We start from the raw sequence: 25223 nt of genomic DNA on the forward strand, positions 1-25223 counted from the left end.
GGATGGGGGCGCTGGCTCCGTATCGGTCGGAGCCAGCGCGGACACCCCCACCCCTGCCCCTCCCCGCAAGGGGGAGGGGATCTGACATTGGGATCGTTTGCGTCCATCTGTGGATCGCTTCGGGCGCCGCAGTGTTCAACGGCGTGATTCGCCCCCAAAGTCGTCCACATGACCACCGCCGTCCTCGACGTCCCGAAAGCCGCCGCCGACCATCCGGAGCGGCAGTACCTCGCGCTCCTCGCCGACATCCTCGAAAATGGCGTCCAGCGCGGCGACCGCACGGGCACCGGCACGCTGGGCGTGTTCGGCCGGCAGATCCGCTTCGACCTGGCCAAGGGCTTCCCGGTCCTGACCACCAAGAAGCTGCACCTGCGCTCGATCATCATCGAGCTCCTGTGGTTCTTGAAGGGCGACACCAACATCGCCTATCTCAAGGACAATGGCGTCCGCATCTGGGACGAGTGGGCCGACGAGAACGGCGACCTCGGCCCGGTCTACGGCAAGCAGTGGCGCTCGTGGGCTGCGCCCGATGGTCGCGTGATCGACCAGATCAGCCATCTCGTCGAAAACCTGAAGACCAATCCGAACAGCCGTCGCCACATCGTCACGGCCTGGAACCCGGCCGATGTCGACGACATGGCCCTGCCGCCGTGCCACTGCCTGTTCCAGTTCTTCGTCGCGGACGGCAAGCTGAGCTGCCAGCTTTACCAGCGCAGCGCCGACGTGTTCCTGGGCGTGCCGTTCAACATCGCCTCCTACGCCCTCTTGACCCTGATGGTCGCCAAGGTCGTGGGCCTGAAGCCGGGCGAGTTCGTCCATACTTTCGGCGACGCGCACCTTTACCTGAACCACCTCGACCAGGCCCGCGAGCAACTGACCCGCGAGCCGTATCCCTTCCCGACCATGACGATCGCCGACAAGCGCGACCTGTTCGGCTTCGAATACGAGGACTTCGCGCTGGAAGGCTACCAGGCTCATCCGCACATCAAGGCCGAGGTCTCGGTCTGATCGGCCGCCCGACGCGCGTCAGTACCGCGCGCGGAGCTCCAGCGAGATCGTCCGGGGCCGCTGCGGCGTGCTCTGCCGCGAAAGCCTGACGGTGAAGGGATTGCCGTAGGCGAAGGTATCGCCCGCGCTGTCGAAAAGATTGTCCGCCGCCAGGCCCAGGCTGAGCCGATCCGACCAAAGCCGCGCGGCCAGGCGCGTCGTGGCGTACCCGCCCATGGACGGGGCGGTCGCGCCGTCAAAGCTCAGGCGCGAGTGGCCGACATAGGCCGCCCGCGCGTCGGCGCTCGCGCGCCATCCCCGTCCGACCGACCAGGCGTAGCTCGCCGCGAGCGAGGCGGAACCCTTGGGCACGCCCGCCAGGCCGAAATCCTTGCGCCCGGGAAAGGCCGCGTTCACGGTCTCCAGCTCGGGATTGTCCAGCAGGAAATTGGCGTTCAGCCGCAGCCCGTCGTTGACGTAGCTTCCCTCGAATTCGAGGCCGATATCGCGGCCGTCGCCAAGATTGGCGGTATAGGGCAGCCCGGACGGCAGCAGTTGATCGCTCTGGATGTCCTTCCACGAGGCCAGGAACGAGGCGACCCGCAATCGCAGCCGACCGCCCATCCAGGATGTCTTGACCCCCGCCTCATAACTCCAGAGCTCGTCGCCGCCATAGCGGCGCTGCGGCTCGCCCCCGGCGGTGTCGAAAGCCTGGGACGGGATCAGCGCGGTGTTGAAGCCGCCCGACCGATAGCCCTCGGCGGCCTGGACATAGACCAGCGTCGAGGCGCTGGGGGCGAAGGACACCACCACCTTGGGCGCGAAGCCGACATAGCTCTGCGCGTCGCGGAAAAGCGCCGACGCGCCGCCCGCCGTGGCGTGACTGGAGGCCTCCGAGCGCGTCGCGAAGAGTCTCCCGCCGAGGGTCAGGCTCCAGCCGCGCCCCAGGTCTCCGATCGCCTCCCCGAACAGCGCCGCCTCGCCCAGGACGTCGCGCCGCCTCTCGCGGGCCAGGGGCGTCGCGGGCTGGTCGGCCAGGACGATCACGCCATCGCGCCCCTGACGCGTGCGGGCCAGGAAGGCGCCGACCTGCCACTGCATCCAGCCCGCCGGACGCGACGCCAGCGACGCCTCGGCCACCACGGCGCCGACATGATCGCTGTCATCGAAGGCCGTCGCCGCGCCCAGCGGGACCGGAACCGGTGGAGCGGCGCTGGCGTCATAGCGGCTGGAAAGGTCGTGCCGCACCGCGGCCAAGGTCAGCTTCGCGTCCTGCCCCAGAAAGGCGCCCCGAGCGCCGACATGGACCTCCAGGAAGTCGTTGTCGTGCGGCTCGGCGATCCGGCCCCGCCGCGCATAGGGCCCCACGTCGCGCTCGGCGTACTGGGTGTCCTTGGAATTGATCGCCTGGCTGGTCACGCCGGCCTCGGCCGTCCAGTCGGTCCCAAGCTGGACTTGGGCGGAGAGACGGACGCCGCTTCGGCGGGCGCCGTTGACGTCCGACCTTCCCTGACCAAGATCGTCGATATAGCCGCCCTGTCGCTCGACATAGCCGACCAGCCGGGCGGCGGCGCGGCCCTCCAGCAGCGGCATGTTGATCATCGCCGAAGCCAGGCCGCCGGCCTTGCCGCCGTGCGTGGCCGAGGCCGAGAGCGACGTCCAGGCGTCGAAGGCCTCGGGGTCGGGGCGATGGGTGGTCAGTTGCAGAACGCCGCCCAGCGATCCCGCGCCGTAGAGCGCGCCCTGCGGCCCCCGCAGCACCTCGACCTGTCCCATGTCGACCATCAGCAGATCCGGATCGGGGGCGTTGTAGGTCAGCCGCACATCGTCCAGATAGATGCCGACCATCGACTGGGTCTGGCCGGTCAGGGGACCGTCCGACAGGCCGCGCAGGATGACCTTGTCGCGCCCCGGCCCGAGATTGGTCACCGTCATCGACGGAACCGTCAGGGCCAGATCGCCAGCGTCGTGCACGCCTTGGGCCGCCGCGGCGCGCTCGTCCAGCGCGCTGACGGAATAAGCCAGGCGATCGGCGAGCGCCAATCGACGCGTGGCGACGATGACCAGCTCGGACAGCGGCGGCGGCGCCTCCGCCCGGTCCTGAAAAGCCGGCGCGGCGGGGGCGCGGGGCGGCGGAGCGGCGCTGGGGAGGATCTTGTAGGCCCTCGGCGCGACGAGCCGGGCCTCGCAGCCGGTCCCGCGCAGTAGGGCCTTCAATGCCGCGTCGAGATCCGCGCGACCGGAGAAGCCAGGCGAGAGGCCGCATTCCCGGGCGACGCCGAGATCGATCGAAACACGTCCTTGCAGGGCGAACGCCGTCGCGGCCGCCTTCAGCGGACCGGCGGGAATGGCGAAGGACGCGGGCTCGCCCGCGCGCGCGCCCATCGGCGCGACGGCCAAGCCGACCGCCGACGCCATGCCCAGCCGCCGCCATGCGCGGTTATGCAAGATCACGCCCCTCCAACACGGTCAGGGCGTCACCTTAGGACCATTTCCCCGTTCTCGCGATCAACGGTCAGCCCGGCATAGCCGGCCAGCACGCGGACGGCCGCGTCCTGGTCGTCCAGCGCGATCACGCCCGAGAACCGTCGCCCCGCGACTTGGGGCGCGATCCGGATCGGCGTCGTAAAGCGACGGTTGAGGTCGGCGACGATGTCGCCCAGCGTTTCGTTGTCCGCGACCAGTTGGCCCTGCGTCCAGGCGAAGGCGCCATCGGGGGCGACCCGCCGCACCTCCGAGCGCGCCGCGCCCTCCTCATGACGCAGTTCCTCGCCCACCGTCAGGCGAACCGGCGACTGTCCGTCCCGCTGCGCCACCTCGACCACGCCTCGCCGCACGGTGACGCGGACGCTCTTGTCGTCGTGACGAATATTGAACTCGGTGCCCACCACCCGCACGCGCTGGTCGCCCACCCCGATCACGAACGGTCGGGAGGGATCCTTGGCCACGTCGAAGCTAGCCTGGGCCAAGCCCATCTCCACCTGACGCTTCCGCCAACCCAGCCGCACGCTGAGCTTGGAGCCGCCATCCAGGGTGATGCGGGTGCCGTCGGCCAGGGCGATGCGCCGCGTTTCGCCAGGTCGGGTTTCGTAGGTGACGCTCTGGCCTTGCGAGGCCGTCCACAGCGCGGGTCCTCCGACCAGAACCGCCAGCGAGGCGGCGATCGCGCCGCCGATCCAGACGCGGCGCGCCGGCGCGGGCGTCCGCTTGGGAAAGCTCACGACATTGGGCTGCGGCGTCGGCAGGCGCTCGGCGATCTCGGCCTTGCGCGCGTCGAGATCGGCGACGATCAGCTCGGCCTCCTCGAACGCCGCCAGCCGCGCCTCGGAACCCTCCAGCCAGTCGGACAGGGCCGCCCAATCCCCCGCCGTCGCCGCGTCGGACTGGACGCGGACCAGCCACGCGACGGCTTCGTCGCGCAACCCCTCCTTCGTTTCCAGGCCCTGATCGCTCATCCGACTTCGCCGTCCGTAGGAAGGCGGTCCGCCTCCCCTTTCGCCCCAAAGACGCCATAATGCCCCGGGCGCCTCAAAAGAATTTCGCGCATCGCTCTCATGGCCACCGCCCCACCTTGGCGACGATGAGCCGGAGGCTGGCCATCATGTATTTCTCGATGCTCGAACGAGACACGCCCATCGCGGCGGCCGTCTCGGCATGGCTCAGGCCTTCCAGTTTGTGCAGGCGGAACGCTTCCTGGGCGGCGGGCGGCAGGGCCTTGACCGCTTCAAGGATGCGCGAGAGCTGCAGCTTGGCCGCCGCGGCCTCGTCGGCCGGCGCTTCCTCGGCGATCTGGGCGCCGCCCACGTCCGACACATGGGCTCCATGCCATTGGGCGTCGCGCGCCTCGGCCCTTCGCCGCACCTTGATGCGATCCAGCATCAGGTTCGTGCCGAGGCGGTAGAGGTAGGCGGTCGGATTGTCGATCGCCTCGTCCCGTCGATCCACGATCTTCAGATAGATATCCTGCACCAGGTCCTCGGCCGCCTCCTCGGAGCGCAGGCGCACGCGAAAGTAACGCAGCAGGTCCTCGCGCCGCTCCATGTAGGCGAAAAGCAGGGGATGGACGTCGGTGTCGTCCAAGGCGCGGTCGCGCTCCTCGAAGGGACGGCGCCGAGAATCCGCGCCTGCGACAATCTTTCCGAACCGCCGGCCTAGCGCAACCGTCGAAAGCTTTGAGGCGCCTTTCTCGGCGCGTCGTCCTTGCCCGTCGAAAGCGCTTGAGCGCCATCCTGGGCAGGAGCCTCCCCTTGCTTGAAGTCGCGATGATGAACGACGGCGCCCACGTCGGCAGTCTATGCTTCGACGCCGATCGCGTGCGCCGGTTCACCTCGGTCGAGCCCCGCGTCATCTCGATCCACCAGCATTTCCGCCCTGAGCGCGAGCGGGTGGAGGCCTATATTCAGGCGACCTACGCCGAGGCCTTCAACGGCCGCATCCGCGCGCACTATCCGACCCTGATGAGCGTGCAGGACGCCGGGGGCCGGATCCACGCCGCCGTCGGCTTTCGCCTGGCCAGCGACGAGCCGCTGTTCCTGGAACGCTATCTGGACGAACCGATCGAGACGGTGCTGGGCATGGCCCGCGCCAGCGTCGCCGAGATCGGCAACCTGGCCTCGGCCAGCGCCGGCGCTTCGCTTTTCCTGTTCATGGCCCTGGCGCGTCACCTGCATCAGCTAGGCCGCGACCACGCCGTCGCCACCGCCACCCGCCAGTTGCGCCGGACCTTCGGCCGCGTCGGTTTTCCAACCCGCACGCTGACGGCCGCCGACCCCGCCCGCCTCGGCGCCGAGGCCAAGGACTGGGGCGGCTACTACGCGCGTGACCCCGAGGTGCTGGCCGGCGCCATCGGCCCCGCCCTGGCGCCGCTGAGTCAGCTGCTGATGACCCAACCGCCCGCGATCGACGGCGTTCGCGCCCGCCTGCACCCACGCCTGGGAGAGCTTTCATGAGCCGCGTCCTCGCCGCCGTCGGCCAGCGGGCGCGTCTGAACGACGACGCCATCGCGCTGAGCGATCAAAACGCGGCGTTCACCTATGGCGCGCTCGAGACCGCCATCGCCGCCGCCGCCCGAGACCTCCTGGCCTGGGCGCCGCGCGTCAGACCCGGCTCGCCGGTCGCCGTGCGCCTGCCCAACGGCCCCGCCTGGGTGATCCTGGACCTGGCCCTGATCCGCCTGGGCTGGATCAGCCTTCCCCTGCCCGGCTTCTTCACCGACGCCCAGCGCCAGCACGCCATGGCCGACGCCGGCGCGCGCCTGCTGATCGAGGCGTCGGACGGCGATAGCCAGGATCTCGCCATCGCCGCGACCGCGCTTCGCGTGACGCCGCTCGACCTGCCCCCGCGCGCGCTCCCGGCGGGGACCGCCAAGATCACCTACACCTCGGGCTCGACCGGCCAACCCAAGGGCGTTTGCCTGTCGCTCCAGCACATGGAGGCTGTCGCCAGCGGCCTCGTCGCGGCGATCGGGGCGGATTACGCCGGCCTGCATCTGCCCCTGCTGCCGCTGTCCATCCTGCTGGAGAACGTGGCCGGGCTTTACACGACGCTGCTGGCCGGCGGTCGCTATCATGTCCTGCCGCCCGGGCCGCTTGGCCTGGCGGATCCCTTCCGGCCCGATCTGCCGAAACTGGCCGGCGCCATCGCCGAGCAGCGCGCCAACAGCCTGATCCTGGTGCCGGAACTGCTGCGCGCCCTGATGATGGTGATGACCTTCACCGGCGTCCGCCTGCCCGACCTGAAGCTGGTGGCCGTCGGCGGCGCCAAGGTCGCGCCGTCGCTGCTGGCCCGCGCGGACGAGCTGGGCCTGCCGGTCTACGAGGGCTACGGCCTCAGCGAGTGCGCCTCGGTCGTGGCGCTGAACACCCCGTCCGGGCGCAAGGCCGGAACGGTCGGACGCCCCCTGCCCGGCCTCGACGTCTCCATCCGGGACGGCGAGATCGTCGTCGGAAATTCGGGCTTCCTGGGCTACGCCGGCGGCGAGACCCGCGAGGGTCCCGTCTTCACCGGTGATCTGGGCGCGTTCGACGAGGACGGCTTCCTGCGGATTTCGGGCCGCAGGCTCAACACGATCATCACCGCGCACGGCCGCAACGTCGCGCCGGAGTGGGTGGAGAGCGAGCTGACCGCCCAGCCGGAGATCCGCCAGGCCGTGGTGCTGGGCGAGGCCCAGGCCGAGCTCTCGGCGCTGATCGTCCCTCTGATCCCCGGCATGGACGAGGCCGCGATCGCCGGCGCGGTGGACCGGGCCAACGCCAATCTGCCGCCCTATGCCCGCGTCGGCCGCTGGCTGGTCCGCGACGCCTTCGATCCCGCGGCCGGCGAACTCACCAACAACGGACGTCCCCGTCGCGCGGCGCTCAGCGCCCGCCATCGGGATTTTCTGGACGCCTCCACGACAGGAGACCTCGCGTGACCTTTTACCAACGCCTCGTCGGCGAGACGGTCGGCGGCCAGATGGCCCTGGCCTCGACGCCGCAGATCCAGGACGGCCTCGCCGGCCGCATCTCGCGCGAGACCTACATCGCCTATCTGACCGAGGCCTATCATCACGTGAAGCACACCGTGCCTTTGATGCGGGAGGCCCGCGCCCGGATGGACGCCGCCCACCAGCGGTTCGTCCAGGCCCTGGACGACTACATCGCCGAGGAGACCGGCCACGAGCACTGGATTCTCGCCGACATCAAGAACTGCGGCGGCGACGCCGAGGCCGCGCGGACCGGAACGCCGCGTCCGGCGACCCTGGCGATGACCGACTACGCCTATGACTACATCCGCCACCGGAACCCGATGGGCTTCTTCGGCATGGTGTTCGTGCTGGAAGGCACGAGCGTGCGCCTGGCCACCCAGGGCGCCGAGGCGGTCGCGCGGAACCTGGGGCTCGGCCCCGAATGCTTCAGCTACCTGACCTCGCACGGGTCGCTGGACCTGGAACACCTGGCCTTCTTCGAGACCCTGATGAACGAGGTCGAGGATCCGGCCGACCAGGCGGCGATCATCGAGGTGGCCCAGGCCATTTTCGAGCGCTTCGCCAAGGTCTTCCTGTCGATCCCCCACACGCGCGAGGCCGCCCATGCTTGAGGGCAAGACCGTTCTGATCACGGGCGCGTCCGGCGGCCTCGGCGCCTTGGTCGCCGAACAGCTCCGGGCGGAAGGCGCGCGCATCGTCGCCCTGGGTCGCTCGCGCCCCGCCGGGAGCATCGACCAGTTCCTGCGCCACGATCTGTCGACGCCCGAGGGGATCGAAGCCGCCGCCCAGGCGGTGGCGGACCGCCCTTGGGACCTGCTGGTCAACCTGGCCGGCGCCCAGCACTTCGGCCCCGTAGAACAGGAGACGCCCGCGCAGCTGGTCTCGGGCTACCTGGTGAATCTGGTCGCCCCGGTGCGCCTGGCCCAGGCGGTCGCGCCGGGCATGAAGGCGCGCGGGTCGGGCCAGGTCGTCAACATCGGCTCGATCTTCGGCTCGATCAACTTCGCCCATTTCGCCACCTATTCCAGCGCCAAGGCCGGGCTTCGCGGCTTTAGCCAGGCGCTGCGGCGCGAACTGGCCGGCACGGGGGTGGACGTCACCTATGTGGCGCCGCGCGCGGTGCGAACGGCCATGATCTCCGAGCGCGTGCTGGAGTTCGCCAAGCTCACCCAGATGCACATCGATCCGCCCGAGGCGACGGCCGCTCGCATCGTCGCCGCCATCAAGGCGCGGCGGCGCGACGTCTATCTCGGCTTTCCCGAAGCCTTCTTCGTCCGCCTCAACGCCCTGCTCCCGGGCTTGGTCGATCGCGCCCTGTCGGCCAACGACCGCAAGGCCGCTCGGCTCTTCGCCCGCTAGATTTCAGGACCGCACATGACCCGAAAACTCCTCCCCGCCCTTAGCCTGGCCCTCTCGCTGATGGCCGGCGCCGCCCGCGCCGACGCGCTTGATCCCCGCCTCGACGGCCTGGCGCGCGCCTGGGCTCACGCCAACTACGAGATCACCGATAAGAGCGCCCAGGGCGAGGCCGCCGCGCAGGTGGCCGCCGAGGCCGACGCCTTGGCCAAGCAGAATCCCGACCGCGCCGAACCCCTGGTCTGGGAGGCGATCGCCAAGGCCACGCAGGCCGGCGCCAAGGGCGGGCTGGGCGGCCTGGCCCTGGCCAAGGAATCCAGGGCGCTCCTGGAAAAGGCCGAGAAAATCAATCCCGCCGCCCTGGGCGATGGATCGGTCTATACCAGCCTCGGCTCGCTCTACGCCCAGGTGCCCGGCTTTCCGATCGGGTTCGGCGACCCCAACAAGGCGCGCGCCTATCTGCGGAAGGCCCTGGCGGCCAATCCCAATGGCGTCGATCCCAACTTCTTCTACGGCGACTTCCTAATGCGTCAGAACGACTATGCCGGCGCCATCGCGGCCTTGAAGAAGGCCATCGCCGCGCCGGCGCGTCCGGGCCGCGAAGTCGCCGACAAAGGCCGCAAGGCTCAGGCGGCGGCGCTTCTGAGCCAAGCCCAAGCCAAGCTGCGATAGAGCGTGACGCCGAAAGTGGGAACCGGTTTCGGCGCGGGTCACGCTCTAAGTATCTGATTTAGAGCCTCGCGGGCGCGCCATCCGACCGCCGCGCCCGCGCACCAAATCCTCGGTTCAGGGTCTGAGCACGATCTTGCCCGCAAGTTGCGCGGACTGCAGCAGCGCCTGGGCCTCGGCCGCTTCGGCCAACGGCAGCACCTTGGCGATCTTCGGCTGGATCGCCCCGGACCCAATCAACTCCAGCACCGCCGCCAGGTCTCGCCGGTAAGGCTCGGGGCGGGCGTCGCGCCAGGAGGTCACGTTGTAGCCGACGACGCCTTGGCTGCGGCTGAACAGCCGAAGCGCCGACAGGCGGTCGGCCAGCAGCATCCCGATCATCGCGGCCGGGCGCGCCTTGCCGCCCCGGGTGGCGTCGTAGCCGCCATACAGCACCGCGGTTCCACCGTCGCGCAGCGCCGCAAGGGAAGCCGCCTTCAGATGCGCGCCGCCCACATGGTCGAAGGCCGCCACGACCCCGCCGTCCGAGATCGCCATGGCGCGATCGGTGACCGCCTCGGCGCGATAATCGATATGGACGCCGCCCTTGGCCTCGACCTCGCCCTTCTTGCCGGCGGAGGCCGAGCCGATGGCTCGCACGCCCGCGCGCCGCGCGAAATCCAGCAGCAGACCGCCGACCCCGCCGGCGGCGCCGTGGACCAGGACCCACTCGCCGGGCGCGGCGCTGGCGACGCGATGGAACATCTGCCAAGCGGTCAGGCCGTTCAGGACCCCCGCGACCAAGGCCTCGGCCGGCGCGTCCTCCGGCGCGGCGACCAGAAAGCGCGCCTCGACATTCCGGCGCGTGGCGTAGGAGCCTGTCACCGTCAGGGCGGCCACCCGCTGCCCAATCTCGAAGCCGACCACCTCCGGGCCCAGGGCCTCGATCCGGCCGACGAAGTCGTAGCCTGGCGTCACCGGCGCCTTCACGCCGGGATAGAGGCCGGTCCGCATCACGACGTCGGCGAAGGCTACCCCCGCGGCCTCGATCGCGACCCGCGCCTGGCCTGGTCCGGGAGGCGGCAAGGAAACCTCGCGGCCCTTCAGCACCTCGACCCCGCCGGTGCGCGCCATATGCATCTCGAACGCCGTCACCGTCATCGCGACCTCCCCGACCGTCGATATCGATCTCGCACAGTGATCAACACCCCGCGTTCGATCAAGGCATGGCGCGCCGAGCCGACGCTCGCTAATCAAGGCGCATGAGCACGCCCATCCTCGCCCTCGTCGTCGCCCGCGCCGCCAACGGTGTGATTGGCCGTGACGGCGACCTGCCCTGGCGGCTGAAGTCGGACCTGGCCCTGTTCAAGGCCAACACCCTGGGCAAGCCGGTGATCATGGGCCGCAAGACCTGGGACAGCCTGCCCCGCAAGCCCCTGCCGGGCCGGATGAACGTCGTCCTGACGCGCGACCAGAGCTTCGAGCCCGAGGGCGCGGTGCCCTGCGAGACCTGGATGGAAGCCGTGCAGATCGCCAAGGAACAGGCGGCCGACGACGGCGTCGAGGAGGTCTGCGTGATCGGCGGCCGGGCGCTGTTCGAACTGGCCCTGCCCAAGGCCAGACGTCTTTACCTGACCGAGGTGGACGCCCAGGTCGAGGGCGACGTCCACTTCCCCGCCTTCGATGAAAGCGCCTGGATCGAAGTGCGCCGCGAGGAACATCCCGCCGGCGAAGGCGACGACCACGCCTTCGTGTTTCGGATTCTGGAGCGGCGCTGACGGGTTAGGCTTAGGCTCAAGCGACCTGCTCCCGAGACTACTCCCGCGCGCGCGACACGGTTCGCCGAACAGACCCCTCGCCAGGTTCAAACGAGCGTTTATAGTCCTCGCCAACGCTCATCAGAGGCGAAGGGAGACGTCATGGACATCGAACTGGTCACCGAAGGCTTGCAGTTCCCGGAAGGCCCCGTGGCCATGGCCGACGGCTCGGTGATCCTCACCGAGATCCAGGGCCAGCGCCTCACGCGGGTCTGGCCGGACGGCCGCAAGGAGACGGTCGCCGAGACGGGCGGCGGTCCCAACGGCGCCGCGATCGGGCCCGATGGCGCGCTCTACATCACCAACAATGGCGCCAGCTTTCAGTTCTTCGAGGCCAATGGCCTGAACATTCCTGGCCCCACCCCGCCCGAGCACACCGGCGGCTCCATCCAGCGCGTCGACATCAAGACCGGGGCGGTGACCACGCTCTATAGCGAATGCGACGGCAAGGCGCTGGTGGGTCCCAACGACCTCGTCTTCGACAAGCAGGGCGGCTTCTGGTTCACCGATCACGGCTGTTCGACGCACGACGGCCGCAAGTATGGGGCGCTCTACTACGCCCTGGCCGATGGCTCGAAGATCACCCGTTGGCGCGATCACTTCGTCTCGCCCAACGGCGTGGGCCTGTCGCCGGACGAAAAGACCGTCTACATGGCCGACACCATGCTGGGGCGGCTTTGGTCGTTCGACGTGGCCTCGCCGGGCGTGCTGGCCGATCCTCTGCCTCTGCAGCCCGGCAACGTGGTCTGCAATCTGCCGGGCTACCAATTGCTCGACAGTCTGGCGGTCGAGGCCGGCGGCAAGGTCTGCGTCGCTACGATCATCAACGGCGGCGTCACCGCCTTCGACCCGGATGGCACGACCGAGCACTACGCCTTCCCGGACGTGATCGTGACCAATATCTGCTTCGGCGGCGCCGACATGCGCGACGCGTGGATCACCGCCTCGGGCACCGGCAAGCTCTACAAGGCGCGCTGGCCGCGTCCGGGCCTGAAGCTGAACTTCAACGCCTAGAGCCTTTAGCCTGAAATCGGAATCGATTTCAGGCGTCAAAAAGGCTCTAAATCAAATGTTTAGAGCGTGAGATAAGCTGAAACCGGTTCCCACTTTCAGCCTCACGCTCTGATCGGCGCCGACTGAACACGAAAACACCGATCCCCTTTGGAGGAGATCGGTGTTTCAAGGCCAAACGGTCTGGCTTAGTAAAGCGTCGCCAGCGCCGAGCGTTCGTAGTTCAGCAGCTCGTCGGTGCGGCCGTCGCGGATCTTCACGACCCATTCCGGATCCTGCAGCAGGGCGCGGCCGATGCCGACGAGATCGAACTCGTCGCGGGCCAGGCGCTCCAGCAGGCCGTCGATCGAAGCCGGTTGGCTGCCCTCGCCGGCGAAGGCGGCGACGAATTCGCCCGACAGGCCCACCGAGCCGACCGTGATGGTCGGCGCGCCGGTCAGCTTCTTGGCCCAGCCGGCGAAGTTGAGGTCGCTGCCTTCGAACTCCGGCTCCCAGAAGCGGCGCTGGCTGCAGTGGAAGATATCGGCGCCGGCGTCGGCCAGCGGCTGCAGCCAGGCTTCCAGAAGTTGCGGCGTCTCGGCGTTCTTGACCGAGAAGTCCTGCTGCTTCCACTGCGACAGGCGGATGATCACCGGATAGTCGGGACCGACGGCGGCGCGCACGGCCTTCAGGATCTCGGCGGCGAACCGGCTGCGCTCGGCGATCGTCGGACCGTTCAGGTGGTCTTCGCGGATATTGGTGCCGTTCCAGAAGAACTGGTCGATCAGATAGCCGTGGGCGCCATGCAGCTCGATCGCGTCGAAGCCGAGACGCTTGGCGTCGGCCGCGGCGGTGGCGAAGGCGGCGATGGTGTCGGCCACGTCGGCGTCGGTCATCGGCGTGGTGAAGGGCTCGCCGCCCGCCTTGGAAATGCCCGAGGGGCTGTCGACCTTGCCCAGCTTGTCCTTCCCCTGCGCCGAGCCCACGTGCCACAGCTGCGGGGCGATCAGCCCGCCGGCGGCATGGACCTCGTCGACGACCTTCTTCCAGGCGGCCAGTTCCTTGTCGCCGTGGAAGCGCGGAATGTTGGCGTCGTTCAGCGAGGCGGGACGGGCCACGCCCGTGCCCTCGGTGATGATCAGGCCGACCTTGTTCTCGGCCCGACGGCGGTAATAGGCCGCCACCTCGTCGGTCGCGACGCCACCCGGCGAGAACGACCGCGTCATCGGCGCCATCACCGTCCGGTTCGGCAGCTTCAGCGACTTGAATTCGAACGGCTTGAACAGGGCGTCGAGGGACATGGAGTCTTCCGTGGATGGAAAAGGATCGAGCGCGATCCAAACATCCGTTTGGATCGCGCGTCCATGCAGAAAAACTGGAACCGCGAGTGTTTCGGAGCGCGCGCCCCGCCGTCCCGTCGCTTTGCCGCGACGCGTCGGCGGGGCTTTGGCCTCAGAGACCCAACACCATCTTGGCCATGATGTTGCGCTGGATCTCGTTGGAGCCCGCGTAGATCGAGGCCTTGCGGTAGTTGAAATAGGCCGGCGCCGCCGGGGCCGCGTAGTCCGGTCCCGCTCGGCCGTCATTGGCCGGCGACCACGGATCCTGGACGAACGGCGCGGCATAGTTTCCCACCGCCTCGACCGTCAGCTCGGTGATCGCCTGCTGGTATTCGGAGCCCACGCATTTCAGCATCGACGAGGCCGGGCCGATCGCCTTGCCCGCGGTGCGTCCGGAGAAGATCCGCAACTCGGTGGCGTTCAGCGCCTCAACCTGGATTTCCAGATTGGTGATCTTGGTTCGGAACTCCGCGTCGTCGATCAGCCGCCCACCGTCGTCCGCTCGCTCCAGGGCGGCGATGCGCTTGACCTTCTTGAGCATGTTCATCAGGCCCGGCGCGTAGGCGTTGCCGCGTTCGAACTCGAGCAGGTACTTGGCGTAGGTCCAGCCCTTGTTTTCCTCGCCGATGCGGTTGGCGACGGGGACGCGAACATTGTCGAAGAAGACCTGGTTGATCTCCTGCTCGCCGTCGGGCGGGCCGTCCAGGGTCGGCAGCGGCTTGATCTGGATACCCGGGGTGTCCATCCGCAACAGCAGGAAGGATATGCCCTCCTGCGGCTTGCCCTCGTTCGAGGTTCGGACGAGGCAGAACATCCAGTCGGCCCACTGGGCGTGGGTGGTCCAGATCTTCGAGCCGTTCAGGACATAGTCGTCCCCGTCCCGCTCGGCCTTCATCTGCAGGCTGGCCAGATCCGAGCCCGAGCCCGGCTCCGAATAGCCCTGGCACCACCAGATGTCGGAGCGCAGGATCGGCGGCAGGTGCTGGGCCTTCTGCTCTTCGGTGCCGAAGGCCATGATCACCGGCGCGACCATCTTCAGCCCCATCGGCGAGGAGGTCGGCACGCCGGCCAGGCTCATCTCCATGTTGAAGATGTAGCGCTGCGAGGCGGTGAAGCCCGCCCCGCCCAGTTCGACCGGCCAGTCCGGCGCGGCCCAGCCGCGCTCGAACAGCTTTTTCTGCCAGGCCACCTGGCCCGCCTTGTCCAGATAGCCGTTCTTGGATTGGCTGTACTGCTTGCGCAGGCCTTCGTCATAGGCGGTCGCGATCCAGTCGCGGACCTCCTGCTGGAAGGCCAGGTCCTCGGGCGAGAAGGCCAGGTCCACGGGTCTACTCCACCGCGTCCAGATATTCGATCACGGGCGCGCCGGCCATGAACGGCCCCATCGCCGCGCCGGCGGCCTTGAAGTAGTCCGTGCCGCCGTGCGCCTTCAGAGCGTCGGTCGAGGCGTAGAGCTCCAGCACCTTGTAGACGCCGGCCTCGGTCTTGGACTTGGTCAGCTGGTACATCAGGCAGCCCGACTCGTTGGCCTTCACCTTGGCGGCCAGGTCCAGGAACACCTTTTCGAAATCAGACGCCTTGTCCGGCTGGACCTTCAGGGTCGCGACAACGCCGATCATGCTTACCTCCCAACGCTTGTTTGAACGCAAGGATGGGGCACGGGCGCGGCCGGGGCAAGAGCGACGTTGGGGAAGACCGAGGCCCGCCGTCCGGGAAGACTCGCCCCCGCCGCGAACGCAGGGCAAGCGGCCTATTGGAACTTACGGCCGCTCGTTCCAGCCGTAGGCGACCCACGAATGGCCGCCGACATTGCGCGCCTCGATCAGGCCGTCGTCGGCCGGCGCCGGGGCGACCTTGCGGCCGCGGAAGGCGAAGGCGGCCAGGCCGAACAGGGCGCTGCCGATGAAGCCGACCACGACGACCGTCGCGGCGAACACCACGGCCAGCACGGCCCCGACCACCACGGCCACGGACGTCGCGAGCGCCCCGGCGATCCAGGCCAGGTTATGCGTTGGCGAAACGGCGGCGGTGCGGCTCATCGTGATCCTTTCGTCACGTCCATGGTCAATGAAATTGGTTCACGGACGCTGAAACTCAACAGAACACCCGCCGGGAGCGGATGAAAAGCCCTTTCGGCGCCGTAGGGGCGCGACCAGGGCGAGACAAAACGCCTCGGTTCAACCCGCGGCCGCCAAACCCAGCTCCTTGCGCTCGCGCATCACGGTCGAGAAGGCGGCGTTGATCGCCGCGGCCTTCTTCTCGGCCAGCGCGATGAAGTCGGCCGGCAGGCCCCGCGCCCGCGCCCGATCGGGGTGGGCATTGGACAGCGCGGTCTTCCAGGCGTGGCGCACGGTGGCGTCGTCGGCGTCGGCCGGCACCTCGAGGATCGCATAGGGATCGTCGGCGCCGACTCCTAGGTGAGTCGCGCGCAGGCGGCGGAACGACAGCGGCGACATGCCGAAAAGGTCGGAAACCCGCGCCAGATAGTCCAGCTCGTCCTGGGTCACCACGCCGTCGGCCTTGGCGATGTGGAAGAGGCCGTCGACGACGTCCTCCAGCAGCTGCGGACAGCTCGAATAGCGCTTGGCCAGCCGCTTGGCGTAGCTTTCGAAGCCATGCGTGGTCTGGCGGGCCAGATCGTAAAGGCGGTGAATGTTCGGTTCGGACGCCGGATCGGGCTGGAAGACCTCGGTGAAGGCGGCGAACTCGTGTCCGTCCGCGCGACCGTCGACCTTCGCGAGCTTGGCCCCCAGGGCCGTCACCGCGGTCGAGAAGGCAGGATCCTCGCCCGGCAGACCGGCGGGACATTCCGTGCAGTCCGCCAGATCCAGGCGCCGGGCGGCGATGCTCGCGATATTGCGCCAGAAGCTCATGGAGCGCCTCGAAACCAGCGGCAGACAAAGACTATACGCGCGATCGACCCTCTCGGATCATCTCGTCGACGCGCTTTTAGCATGGTGAGAATGATCATTCACATGACATTGACGCAATGCGGCGAAAACGCCCGAGCGATCACGCGGGAGCCTTCTCGTCCTTCGTCCGTTATGGCCACGCTTGAACCTTGATGGTCACGCAACGGTCCCAATCCGGATCGAAATGCTCTAGTCAGACTCGAAAATCGTCGAAAGGACTCCCGCCCGCATGGCGAACGCCCTCTTCATCGCCCTCGCCCTGATGGGCCAGGCAGGTCAGCCGGCTTCCCAAGGGCCGAACGCGCCGCCGACCGACGAATATGGCTATGTCGCCTGGTGCTATGGCGCGCTGGGGAGCTACATCTCGCTGTACGACCGGGTGATGCCCGAGGTGACGCGGATCGAGAAGGCGTTCCCGGGGCCCGAAGGGGTCGCCGCCGCGCTGAAGACCTATCCCGAGATTAAGGCCCAGGCCCAGAAGGACCTGAAGACCTATTCCTCGGCGATCACGGCGGCCGAGAAGGCCAGCCCGCGTCCGATCTCCGAATATGGCGGCGCGCAGGTCAAGCGCGGCGCCGCCATCTGGGGCGGGGCCGACACCGTCGACAAGGCGCGCCTCGCTCAGATGTGGATGAGCTGGGAGCCGCCGGGCGACTGCGAGAAGCGCGCCAAGGCCTTGGAGGTCAAGTCGACCATCCTGGGCAAGGCGCTGAACTACAACACGACGTCGGCCATCGCTCAGCCAACGGAGGCGCCGCCCGCCGAGGCCCCCGCTCCGGCCGCCGCGACGACGCCTACGCCCCCGCCCGAGCCGGCGCCCGAAGCCAAGGCCGAACCGGCCTCAGCCCCAACGCCGCCGAAAGCGGTGAAGCCGGCGAAGGCGGCCAAGCCCCTGGCGCCGGCCAAGTCCTCGGCCGCCAAGGCCGAGACCATCATCGATCCGGCCAATCCCGCGCCCTGCGCCGGCAGCCTGGTTCCCGCCAAGCGGGGCGGCAAGGACGTACTTATCTGCAAGGCCGACTGAACGCCGACATCATCCCCCGCGCTTAGGGCGCGTTAGATTTAAGTGTGTGCGGTTAAACCGCTCGAACGCGCTCTAAATATTTGAATCCAGAGCCTGTTTATCCGCTTCGAATGATTCCATTTGAAGCGGATAAACAGGCTCTAGGGTGAGGATGGAAGCACGCCGCTCTCCGCCAAGGCCTTGAACCACTGGTAAGAGGCCTTAGGCGTTCTGACGCCGGTGGCGCGATCCATCGCCACCAGGCCGAACTTCGAGGTGTAGCCCAGGTCCCATTCGAAGTTGTCGATCAGGGTCCACTCGAAATAGCCGCGCACGTCGCACCCGGCCTCGCGGGCGGCCAGCACGGCCTGCAAGTGCCGACGAAGATAGGCGATGCGGAATTCGTCTCTCAGGACCGCCGGCCCGCGCCCGAACGGGTCGGAACAGCCGTTCTCGGTGACGAGCATCCTCGGCCCGCCGTACTCGCGCCGCACCCGATCCAGCACCTCGAACAGACCCGACGGATCGACGTGGCGGCCGAAGGCGTCCAGCTCGACGCCACGCGGCGGGGACGAGGCGGCGATCTTGCTGGGGGCCGACGGGTCCAGCCGCACATAGGCCGGCGCGTAGTAGTTCACGCCCAGGAAGTCGATTGGCTGACGGGTGATGGCCAGATCCCCGTCGCGCGGCACGCCCTTCAGCGGGGCGTCCATCTCCTTGGGATAGGACCCCTTCAGCAGCGGATCCAACCAAGCGCGGTTCCAGATCGCGTCGAGGCCATCCGAGGCCAAGCGGTTCCAGAAGGCCAGGGGTCCGCCGGCGGGCCGACACGGCTGGAGCGCCAGGGTCGTGCCGATCTGAAGGTCCTTCCTCGCGGCCCGCAGCGCCTGGATCGCCAGCCCCTGACCAAGGTTCATGTGGTGGGTCACCGGGCCCAGCAGCCCGGCGTCCTTCAGGCCCGGCGCGTGTTCGCCCAGCACATGGCCGAACACGGTGTGCACGGCGGCCTCGTTGAGGATGATGTAGTGCTTCAGCCGGTCGCCCAGTCGCTGGACCACGGCGTGGGCATAGTCGGCCAGGCGCTGGGCGGTGTCGCGATTGGCCCAGCCGCCCTTGGCCTGCAGGCCCTGGGGCAGGTCCCAGTGGAACAACGTCGCGTAGGGCGTGATCCCCTTGGCCAGCAAGGCGTCGACCAGCCGGGCGTAGTGGTCCAGCCCCGCGGCGTTCGTCGCCCCCTCGCCCGTCGGCAGGATCCGCGACCAGCTGATCGAGAAGCGGTAGGCGTTAAGCCCCGCCCCGGCGATCAGGTCGACATCGTCCTGGAACCGGCGATAGCTGTCGGTGGCGACCGTGGCGTCCGAGCCGTCCTTGACGTGGCCCGGAACCTTCTCGAACAGGTCCCAGATGCTGGGGCCGCGCCCGTCGGCGGTCTGGGAGCCCTCGGTCTGAAAGGCGGCGGTGGCCACGCCCCAGGCGAAGTCCTTCGGAAACCGTCGCCCCTGCGGCTTCAAGTCGGTGTCGCGATGCGCCTGGCAGCTGGACACCCCCAAGGAAGCCCCGCCCAAGGCCGCGCCCGTAAGCGCGAGCGCGCCCAGGTCCCGCCGGCTGACGCCTGGCCGTTGCATGGTCTCCTCCCCGTCTTGTCTTTGCGGAGAAGATGCGGCGCGGTTGAGGTCCAGGCAATCCTCCCCCTTTGAAGGGGCCGGATTTCCGGACTTACCGAACCCGAACCATCGACGGCGTGGAGGCGATCGCCTCGGCCGGCATCGGACGTCCCAGCAGATAGCCCTGGAATTCGACACAGCCCAGCTTCACCAGGGCGTCCATCTGGTTCTGGGTTTCGACGCCCTCGGCCGTGGTCTTCAGACCCAAGGACTTGGCCAGACTGACGATGGCCGACGCGACGGCCATCGCTTCGCCATTGCCCGGCAAGCTGGCCACGAAGGACCGGTCGATCTTCAGCTTGTCGATCGGATGGCGGCGCAGATAGGCCAGGCTGGCATAGCCGGTGCCGAAATCGTCCAGCGCCAGACGGAAGCCCAGGCGCTTCAATCGGCGCAGCGCGTCGTGGACGCCATCGCCGTCCTTCAGCAAGGCCGTCTCGGTGATCTCGAGCATGAAGGTCTCGGCCCGGGCGCTGGTCTCGGCCAGGGTCGCGACGATCTCGTCGATGAAATCCGGGTTGGTCAGCTGGATGGCCGAGACGTTGACCGACACCTCCAGACCCGACCAGCGCAGGCTGTCGTAACAGGCGCGCCGGAACACGGCGGCGCCGACGGGGCCGATCAGGCCGCAGGACTCGGCCAGCGGAATGAAGATGCCGGGCGAGATCTCGCCGCGTTCCGGGTGGTTCCAGCGGGCCAGGGCCTCGACCCCGACCATCTCGCCGCGCGCGTCGGTCAGAGGCTGGTAAGCCACGGTCAGCTCATCGTGCTCCAGCGCCGCGCGCAGATCCCGCTCGAGGCTCTTTCGCAGGCGCAGGGCCGCGTCCATCTCGGGCTCGAAGAAGGCGAAACGGCCGCGCCCCGCCTCCTTGGCGCGATAGAGGGCGACATCGGCCTGACGCAGCAGCTCGGCCTGGCCCTGGTCGGCGTCGGCCACGACCGACACGCCCACCGAACACGACAGCACGGCGCGGCCGATCGACAGGTCCACCTCGCCCGACAGGCCATCGACCACGCGTTGCGCCAGACTGGCGGCGCCGGCCGGGCTGGTGTCGGGCTGGATGATGGCGAACTCGTCGCCGCCCAGGCGGCAGATGGTGTCGGTGTCCCGGCAGATGGCGGTCAGCCGGCGAGCGACCTCGCGGATCAGCTGGTCTCCGGCGTCGTGGCCATAGGTGTCGTTGACCTCCTTGAACCGATCGAGGTCGATGCAGAGCACGCCAATATGGCCTGGCTTTCGCCGCAACAGCGCGTGCGCGTGAACCAGACGGTCGGTGAACAGCGTCCGATTGGCCAGACCCGTCAGCGGGTCGTGCAGGGCCAGGTGCTTGGCCTCCGCTTCGCTGAGCAACAGCTTCTTGGCCGCGCGGCGGGTGGTCCGGAACAGCAGGAACGAGCCCATCGCCGCCGCCAGGATGGCGATCGCCAGCATGGGCGTCGCCGAACGCAGCAGTTCCGCGCCAGGTCGCCGGGGGACCCAACGCAGCACGATGCGGCGACCGTCGGCCGATCGGCCCAGAACCGATTGGGCGACCGCGGCGTCGACGGCGTCGGCCGCGACCACCGCGATGGCCGCGTCGCGCAGCAGGAAGCGTTCGGAGAAGGCCTTGACCATGATCTTGGCCACCGGGGTCGAGGTGACCAGCAGCGGCCCGCGCGGCCCCTTGGTCCTCGCCTTCAGGTCCGGGCGGATCAACGAGACGGTGATCAGAACCGGCTCGCCGCGCACCAGCTCGACGCGGCTCTTGTGGACGGCGTGCAGCGCGGCGACCTTCTTGGGATCGCTCTCGATCGCCCGAACGTCGTTCACCAGGCTCGAAGCTTGGAAGGCATAGCGGTCAAAGGTGGTCGAAGAAACATCCTTGCCCGCGACGTGGGCGTAGATCGGCTTGTCGGCGGCGTCCAGAACGAACGCGGCCTCATAGCCCAGCGCTCCGCCGACAGAGGCTCCGATGTTCTGGCTGGCCCAGGCCTGGTCGAACCGGTTGTCGAGCTTGTGGATCGCCTCGTCCCAGATGACATAGGGATTGAGGCCGGTCTGGATTTCCTCGATGCGCTGGCGCAGGCCATTGCCGACCAGGGTCTGCTCGTAGTCGCGTTCGCGGGCGTCGGCATGGCGGGTCGCGACCGTCAGGGCGAAACCGGCGAGCAGGATCATGCCCGCCGCCATGCCGGCGATCAGGCCAAAGATCTTCAACTCGATGTTCCGACGGTCCATCGCGCTCCCCTGAGATCCGACATCCTTCATACCAACGGTTGCCGAAATCCTTATCGCGACGGATCGGAGAGAAATTTATCGCACGGCGTTACGCGATTTGGGTGTTGCGAGATTGACTCCGCGGCCAAGCCCCGGGGCCGTCATCCTTCACGCCGCCGCCCCGCGCGCCCGGGCCAGGGGGTCGTAGTTGAGGATCGGCGACAGCCAGCGCTCGGCCGTGGCGAGGTCCCAGCCCTTGCGGGCCGCATAGTCCTCGACCTGGTCGAGATCGATTTTGCCCACGCCGAAATAGTGCGCCTTCGGGTGGCTGAAATAGAGGCCCGAAACCGCCGCGCCGGGGGTCATGGCGTAGCTCTCGGTCAATTGCAGGCCCGTGGCCGCCTCGGCGTCGAGCAGCTTGAACAGCGTGCCCTTCTCGGTGTGGTCGGGCTGGGCGGGATAGCCGGGCGCGGGGCGGATGCCCTGATACGTCTCGGCGATCAGGCGCTCGACGTCGGCGTCCTCGTCCTTCGCATAGCCCCACAGCTCGATGCGGGCCTTGTGGTGCAGCCACTCGGCGAAGGCTTCGGCCAGGCGGTCGGCCAGGGCCGAGGCCATGATGGCGCTGTAGTCGTCGCCAGCGTCCTTGAAGCGTTTGACGATCTCGTCCTCGCCATGGCCGGCCGTGACAGCGAAGCCGCCGACATAGTCGGCCCCCCGACCGATCGGCGCGACGAAGTCCGAGAGCGCGACGTTGCTCTTGCCTTCGCCCTTGTCCATCTGCTGGCGCAGGGTGTGCAGGCGCGAGAACTCGGCGGTGCGGGTGTCGTCGGTATAGAGCACGATGTCGTCGCCCTGGGCCTGGGCCGGCCAGAAGCCGATCACGCCCTTAGCCCCGAACCACTTCTCCTCGACCACCTTGTCCAGCATGGCGCGGGCGTCGCGATAGAGGTCGGTGGCGGCCTGGCCGACCACGTCGTCCTCCAGGATCTGCGGGAAGCGGCCGATCAGCTCCCAGCTTGCGAAGAACGGCGACCAGTCGATGAACGGCACGAGCTCGGCCAGGGACGGCTCGAACACCCGCGTGCCGACGAAGGCCGGCTTGGGCGGCGCGTAGCCGTCCCAATCGATGGCGAAGGCGCGCGCGCGGGCTTCCTTGATCGAGGTCCGCGCCTTGACGGTCTGGCCCCGCGCGTACTGTTCGCGCACCTTGACGTATTCGGCGCGGGTTTCGGCGATCGTCCTGTCACGCTCGGTCGGCGACAGCAGCGCGCTGACCACGCCCACGGCGCGGCTGGCGTCGACGACATAGGTGGTCGGGCCGCGGCGATAGGCCGGCTCGATCTTGACCGCCGTGTGGGTGCGGCTGGTCGTGGCGCCGCCGATCAGCAGCGGGATGTCGAAGCCCTGGCGCTCCATCTCGGCGGCCACGAACACCATCTCGTCCAGCGAGGGCGTGATCAGGCCCGAGAGGCCGATCATGTCGACCTTGTGCTTGCGCGCCTCGTCCAGGATGCGGTCGGCGGGGACCATGACGCCGAGGTCCACGACCTCGTAGTTGTTACACTGCAGCACGACGCCGACGATGTTCTTGCCGATGTCGTGGACGTCGCCCTTCACGGTCGCCATCAGCACCTTGCCGGCGGCCTGACGCTCCTGGCCTTCCTTCTCGGCCTCCATGAAAGGCATCAGCCAGGCGACGGCCTGCTTCATGACGCGAGCGGACTTCACGACCTGGGGCAGGAACATCTTGCCCGCGCCGAACAGGTCGCCGACGACGTTCATGCCGTCCATCAGCGGGCCTTCGATCACGTGCAGCGGCCGCTCGGCGGCCAGGCGCGCTTCTTCCGTATCGGCCTCGATGAACTCGGTAATGCCGTGCACGAGCGCGTGGGTCAGGCGCTCGTTCACCGTCCCCTCGCGCCAGGCCAGATTGGCGACCTGCTGCTGGCCCTTCTCGCCCTTGTAGCGCGGCGCCATCTCGACCAGGCGCTCGGTATTGGTCTGGTTCGGGTCGCGCTGGGGACGGTTGAGGATCACGTCCTCGACGGCCTCGCGCAGCACCGGATCGATGTCGTCATAGACCGGCAGGTCGCCGGCGTTGACGATGCCCATGTCCATGCCGGCGTTGATGGCATGGTACAGGAACACCGAGTGGATCGCCCGGCGCACCGGCTCGTTGCCGCGGAAGCTGAACGAGACGTTCGACACCCCGCCCGACACCCGGGCGTAGGGAAGCATCTGCTTGATGCGCCGCGTGGCCTCGATGAAGTCGACGGCGTAGTTGTCGTGCTCCTCGATCCCGGTCGCCACGGCGAAGATGTTGGGGTCGAAGATGATGTCCTCGGGCGGAAAGCCGACCTTCTCCACCAGCGTGTTGTAGGCCCGCTCGCAGATCTCGACCTTGCGCTTTTCGGTGTCGGCTTGGCCGACCTCGTCGAAGGCCATGACCACCACCGCCGCGCCGTAGCGCAGGCAGAGCTTGGCCTGCTGGAGGAACTTCTCCTCGCCTTCCTTCAGGCTGATCGAGTTGACGATCGCCTTGCCCTGGACGCACTTGAGGCCCGCCTCGATCACCTCCCACTTGGAGCTGTCGATCATCACCGGCACGCGGGCGATGTCGGGCTCGGCCGCCATCAGGTTCAGGAAGGTGATCATGGCCTGCTGGCTATCCAGCAAGCCCTCGTCCATGTTGACGTCGATGACCTGGGCGCCGGCCTCGACCTGCTGGCGCGCGACCGACAGGGCCTCGGCGTAGTTCCCCTCGACGATCAGCTTCTTGAACTTGGCCGAGCCGGTGACGTTGGTGCGTTCGCCGATATTGACGAAGACGGGTCTCATGCCGCCACCGCCTTCCGAGCGCGCGCCTCGGCCAGCGCGATCTGCCCCCGGAGGAAGTCCTCGAAGCCGATCCCCTCGGCCTTCAACGACTTGGGATAGAGCGATGAAGCGGTCATGCCCGGCAGGGTGTTGATCTCCAGGAAGACCGGCCCCTGGGCGGTGATGATGAAATCGCTGCGCGAATAGCCGGCCGCGCCGACCGCCCGGTGAGCCTTCAGCGCGTTCTCGCCCAGCGCCGCCACGATCTCGGGCGAAAAGGTCGAGGGGCACAGTTCGCGCGTGCCGGCCGACAGGTACTTGGCTTGGTAGTCGAAGACGCCCTCGGCGGGCAGGATCTCGACCGGCGGCAAGGCGATCAGCGAGCCGTCGGCGCGCTCCAGCACCCCGCAGGTCGCCTCCTGGCCGGCCACGAACGGCTCGATGACATAGGCCTCGGTCGCGGCGGCGGCTTTCAGGCGCTCCAGGTCGGCCGGACCGTCCACGAAGATCAGGCCGTAGCTCGAGCCGTCGGCGGCGGGCTTGGCGACCAGGCGGCCATAGCGGGCCAGGGCGGCCTCGGCGTCGTCCAGGGCCACCCCCAGCGGCGAGGTCACGCCGGCCTTGGCGGCGGCGGCCTTGGCGGCGGGCTTGTCGAAGGCGACGCGGCTGGCGGCCGCGCCCGAGCCGGTGAAGGCCACGCCCCGCGCCTCGCACAGGGTCTGCAGCTCGCCGTTCTCGGCCATGCCCCCGTGCAGGCCCAAGAGCAGCGTGCGATCTTCGCGGGCGGCGAGCGCGATGGCGGCCTCGATGTCGCCGATCGGCGCGCCCTCGGTCGGCAGGTCGATCTCGAACGGACGGTCGTGGCCCAGCAGCGTCTCGCGCGTGGCGGCGTGCACCTGGCCGTTCGGCGCCCAGTACCACAGGTCGGCGTCCGGCAGGGCGCGCGCCAAGCTCTGGGCGCTGGCCACGGCGACGAGGCGTTCGCGGTTGACGCCGCCGAAGAGAATGGTGATCGACATCGGG

At 68.5% G+C, this 25223-nt stretch carries 22 protein-coding genes; 9 read left to right on the plus strand and 13 right to left on the minus strand.

Features of this window, described 5'->3' with window-relative positions:
- The first annotated feature begins 168 nt into the window (after positions 1-168).
- Entirely contained in the window at positions 169-1008 is an 840-nt protein-coding gene (locus tag OR37_RS14215; RefSeq protein ID WP_004621259.1) for a thymidylate synthase, read from the plus strand.
- An 18-nt stretch (positions 1009-1026) separates the two neighbouring features.
- Here the strand turns inward: OR37_RS14215 and OR37_RS14220 are convergent, their stop codons facing one another.
- The 3 genes from OR37_RS14220 to OR37_RS14230 all read right to left on the minus strand — a co-directional run bounded on the left by OR37_RS14220 (position 1027) and on the right by OR37_RS14230 (position 5067).
- A complete protein-coding gene (locus tag OR37_RS14220) occupies positions 1027-3435 on the minus strand; it encodes a TonB-dependent receptor (protein WP_004621261.1) in 2409 nt (802 codons plus the stop codon).
- 29 nt (positions 3436-3464) lie between these two features.
- Positions 3465-4442, minus strand: coding sequence for a FecR family protein (locus tag OR37_RS14225; protein ID WP_004621263.1), 978 nt, complete (start codon positions 4440-4442; stop codon positions 3465-3467).
- Positions 4443-4539: 97 nt separating this feature from the next.
- Positions 4540-5067 (minus strand): RNA polymerase sigma factor, encoded by a 528-nt coding sequence (locus OR37_RS14230; protein ID WP_004621265.1) that lies wholly within the window; start codon positions 5065-5067, stop codon positions 4540-4542.
- 167 nt (positions 5068-5234) lie between these two features.
- On the opposite strand from OR37_RS14230, the gene OR37_RS14235 reads away from it, so the two are divergent.
- From OR37_RS14235 to OR37_RS14255, 5 genes are read left to right on the plus strand one after another with little or no spacing between them, the layout of a single operon-like run.
- Positions 5235-5936, plus strand: a complete 702-nt coding sequence (locus OR37_RS14235) for a thermostable hemolysin (RefSeq protein ID WP_004621267.1) — start codon at positions 5235-5237, stop codon at positions 5934-5936.
- Positions 5933-7399 carry an AMP-binding protein gene (locus tag OR37_RS14240; protein WP_004621271.1) on the plus strand — a complete coding sequence of 489 codons (1467 nt, stop codon included), beginning with the start codon at positions 5933-5935 and terminating at the stop codon, positions 7397-7399. Before OR37_RS14235 ends, OR37_RS14240 begins: the two co-directional genes overlap by 4 nt.
- Positions 7396-8064, plus strand: a complete 669-nt coding sequence (locus tag OR37_RS14245) for a TenA family transcriptional regulator (protein WP_004621272.1) — start codon at positions 7396-7398, stop codon at positions 8062-8064. Before OR37_RS14240 ends, OR37_RS14245 begins: the two co-directional genes overlap by 4 nt.
- Positions 8057-8812, plus strand: coding sequence for an SDR family NAD(P)-dependent oxidoreductase (locus OR37_RS14250; RefSeq protein ID WP_004621275.1), 756 nt, complete (start codon positions 8057-8059; stop codon positions 8810-8812). Before OR37_RS14245 ends, OR37_RS14250 begins: the two co-directional genes overlap by 8 nt.
- Positions 8813-8827: 15 nt before the next feature.
- The gene (locus tag OR37_RS14255; RefSeq protein ID WP_004621277.1) at positions 8828-9481 is read left to right on the plus strand and encodes a tetratricopeptide repeat protein; all 654 of its coding nucleotides are present in this window, start codon (positions 8828-8830) and stop codon (positions 9479-9481) included.
- Positions 9482-9595: 114 nt separating this feature from the next.
- Here the strand turns inward: OR37_RS14255 and OR37_RS14260 are convergent, their stop codons facing one another.
- On the minus strand, positions 9596-10618 hold the full coding sequence (locus OR37_RS14260; RefSeq protein ID WP_004621278.1) for a zinc-binding dehydrogenase: 1023 nt from the start codon (positions 10616-10618) through the stop codon (positions 9596-9598).
- A 101-nt stretch (positions 10619-10719) separates the two neighbouring features.
- On the opposite strand from OR37_RS14260, the gene OR37_RS14265 reads away from it, so the two are divergent.
- Complete coding sequence (locus OR37_RS14265; RefSeq protein WP_004621280.1) at positions 10720-11235, plus strand: dihydrofolate reductase; 516 nt, start codon at positions 10720-10722, stop codon at positions 11233-11235.
- Positions 11236-11376: 141 nt separating this feature from the next.
- Complete coding sequence (locus tag OR37_RS14270) at positions 11377-12288, plus strand: SMP-30/gluconolactonase/LRE family protein (protein ID WP_004621290.1); 912 nt, start codon at positions 11377-11379, stop codon at positions 12286-12288.
- A 185-nt stretch (positions 12289-12473) separates the two neighbouring features.
- Here OR37_RS14270 and OR37_RS14275 read toward each other — a convergent pair whose 3' ends face one another.
- The 5 genes from OR37_RS14275 to OR37_RS14295 form a co-directional block, all read right to left on the minus strand.
- Complete coding sequence (locus OR37_RS14275) at positions 12474-13565, minus strand: NADH:flavin oxidoreductase (protein ID WP_004621291.1); 1092 nt, start codon at positions 13563-13565, stop codon at positions 12474-12476.
- A gap of 151 nt (positions 13566-13716) precedes the next feature.
- Positions 13717-14928, minus strand: a complete 1212-nt coding sequence (locus tag OR37_RS14280) for an acyl-CoA dehydrogenase family protein (RefSeq protein WP_004621294.1) — start codon at positions 14926-14928, stop codon at positions 13717-13719.
- A 4-nt stretch (positions 14929-14932) separates the two neighbouring features.
- A complete protein-coding gene (locus OR37_RS14285) occupies positions 14933-15223 on the minus strand; it encodes a putative quinol monooxygenase (protein WP_004621296.1) in 291 nt (96 codons plus the stop codon).
- Between the two features lie 141 nt (positions 15224-15364).
- On the minus strand, positions 15365-15643 hold the full coding sequence (locus OR37_RS14290; RefSeq protein ID WP_004621298.1) for a hypothetical protein: 279 nt from the start codon (positions 15641-15643) through the stop codon (positions 15365-15367).
- Positions 15644-15781: 138 nt separating this feature from the next.
- Complete coding sequence (locus tag OR37_RS14295) at positions 15782-16477, minus strand: J domain-containing protein (RefSeq protein ID WP_004621300.1); 696 nt, start codon at positions 16475-16477, stop codon at positions 15782-15784.
- A 268-nt stretch (positions 16478-16745) separates the two neighbouring features.
- Here OR37_RS14295 and OR37_RS14300 point away from each other — a divergent pair, with 268 nt between their 5' ends.
- Positions 16746-17540 carry a hypothetical protein gene (locus OR37_RS14300; RefSeq protein ID WP_004621302.1) on the plus strand — a complete coding sequence of 265 codons (795 nt, stop codon included), beginning with the start codon at positions 16746-16748 and terminating at the stop codon, positions 17538-17540.
- Positions 17541-17680: 140 nt separating this feature from the next.
- On the opposite strand, the gene OR37_RS14305 is transcribed toward OR37_RS14300, so the two are convergent.
- From OR37_RS14305 to OR37_RS14320, 4 genes are all read right to left on the minus strand, one after another.
- Positions 17681-19144, minus strand: a complete 1464-nt coding sequence (locus OR37_RS14305; RefSeq protein WP_004621306.1) for a GH1 family beta-glucosidase — start codon at positions 19142-19144, stop codon at positions 17681-17683.
- A gap of 91 nt (positions 19145-19235) precedes the next feature.
- The gene (locus OR37_RS14310; protein ID WP_004621308.1) at positions 19236-21401 is read right to left on the minus strand and encodes a bifunctional diguanylate cyclase/phosphodiesterase; all 2166 of its coding nucleotides are present in this window, start codon (positions 21399-21401) and stop codon (positions 19236-19238) included.
- A gap of 147 nt (positions 21402-21548) precedes the next feature.
- Positions 21549-24221, minus strand: a complete 2673-nt coding sequence (metH, locus tag OR37_RS14315; protein ID WP_004621309.1) for a methionine synthase — start codon at positions 24219-24221, stop codon at positions 21549-21551.
- Entirely contained in the window at positions 24218-25219 is a 1002-nt protein-coding gene (locus tag OR37_RS14320) for a D-alanine--D-alanine ligase family protein (protein WP_004621311.1), read from the minus strand. Before OR37_RS14320 ends, metH begins: the two co-directional genes overlap by 4 nt.
- Between the last annotated feature and the right edge of the window lie 4 nt (positions 25220-25223).

This window comes from Caulobacter vibrioides OR37, assembly GCF_000372645.1.
Taxonomy (GTDB): Bacteria; Pseudomonadota; Alphaproteobacteria; order Caulobacterales; family Caulobacteraceae; genus Caulobacter; species Caulobacter vibrioides_E.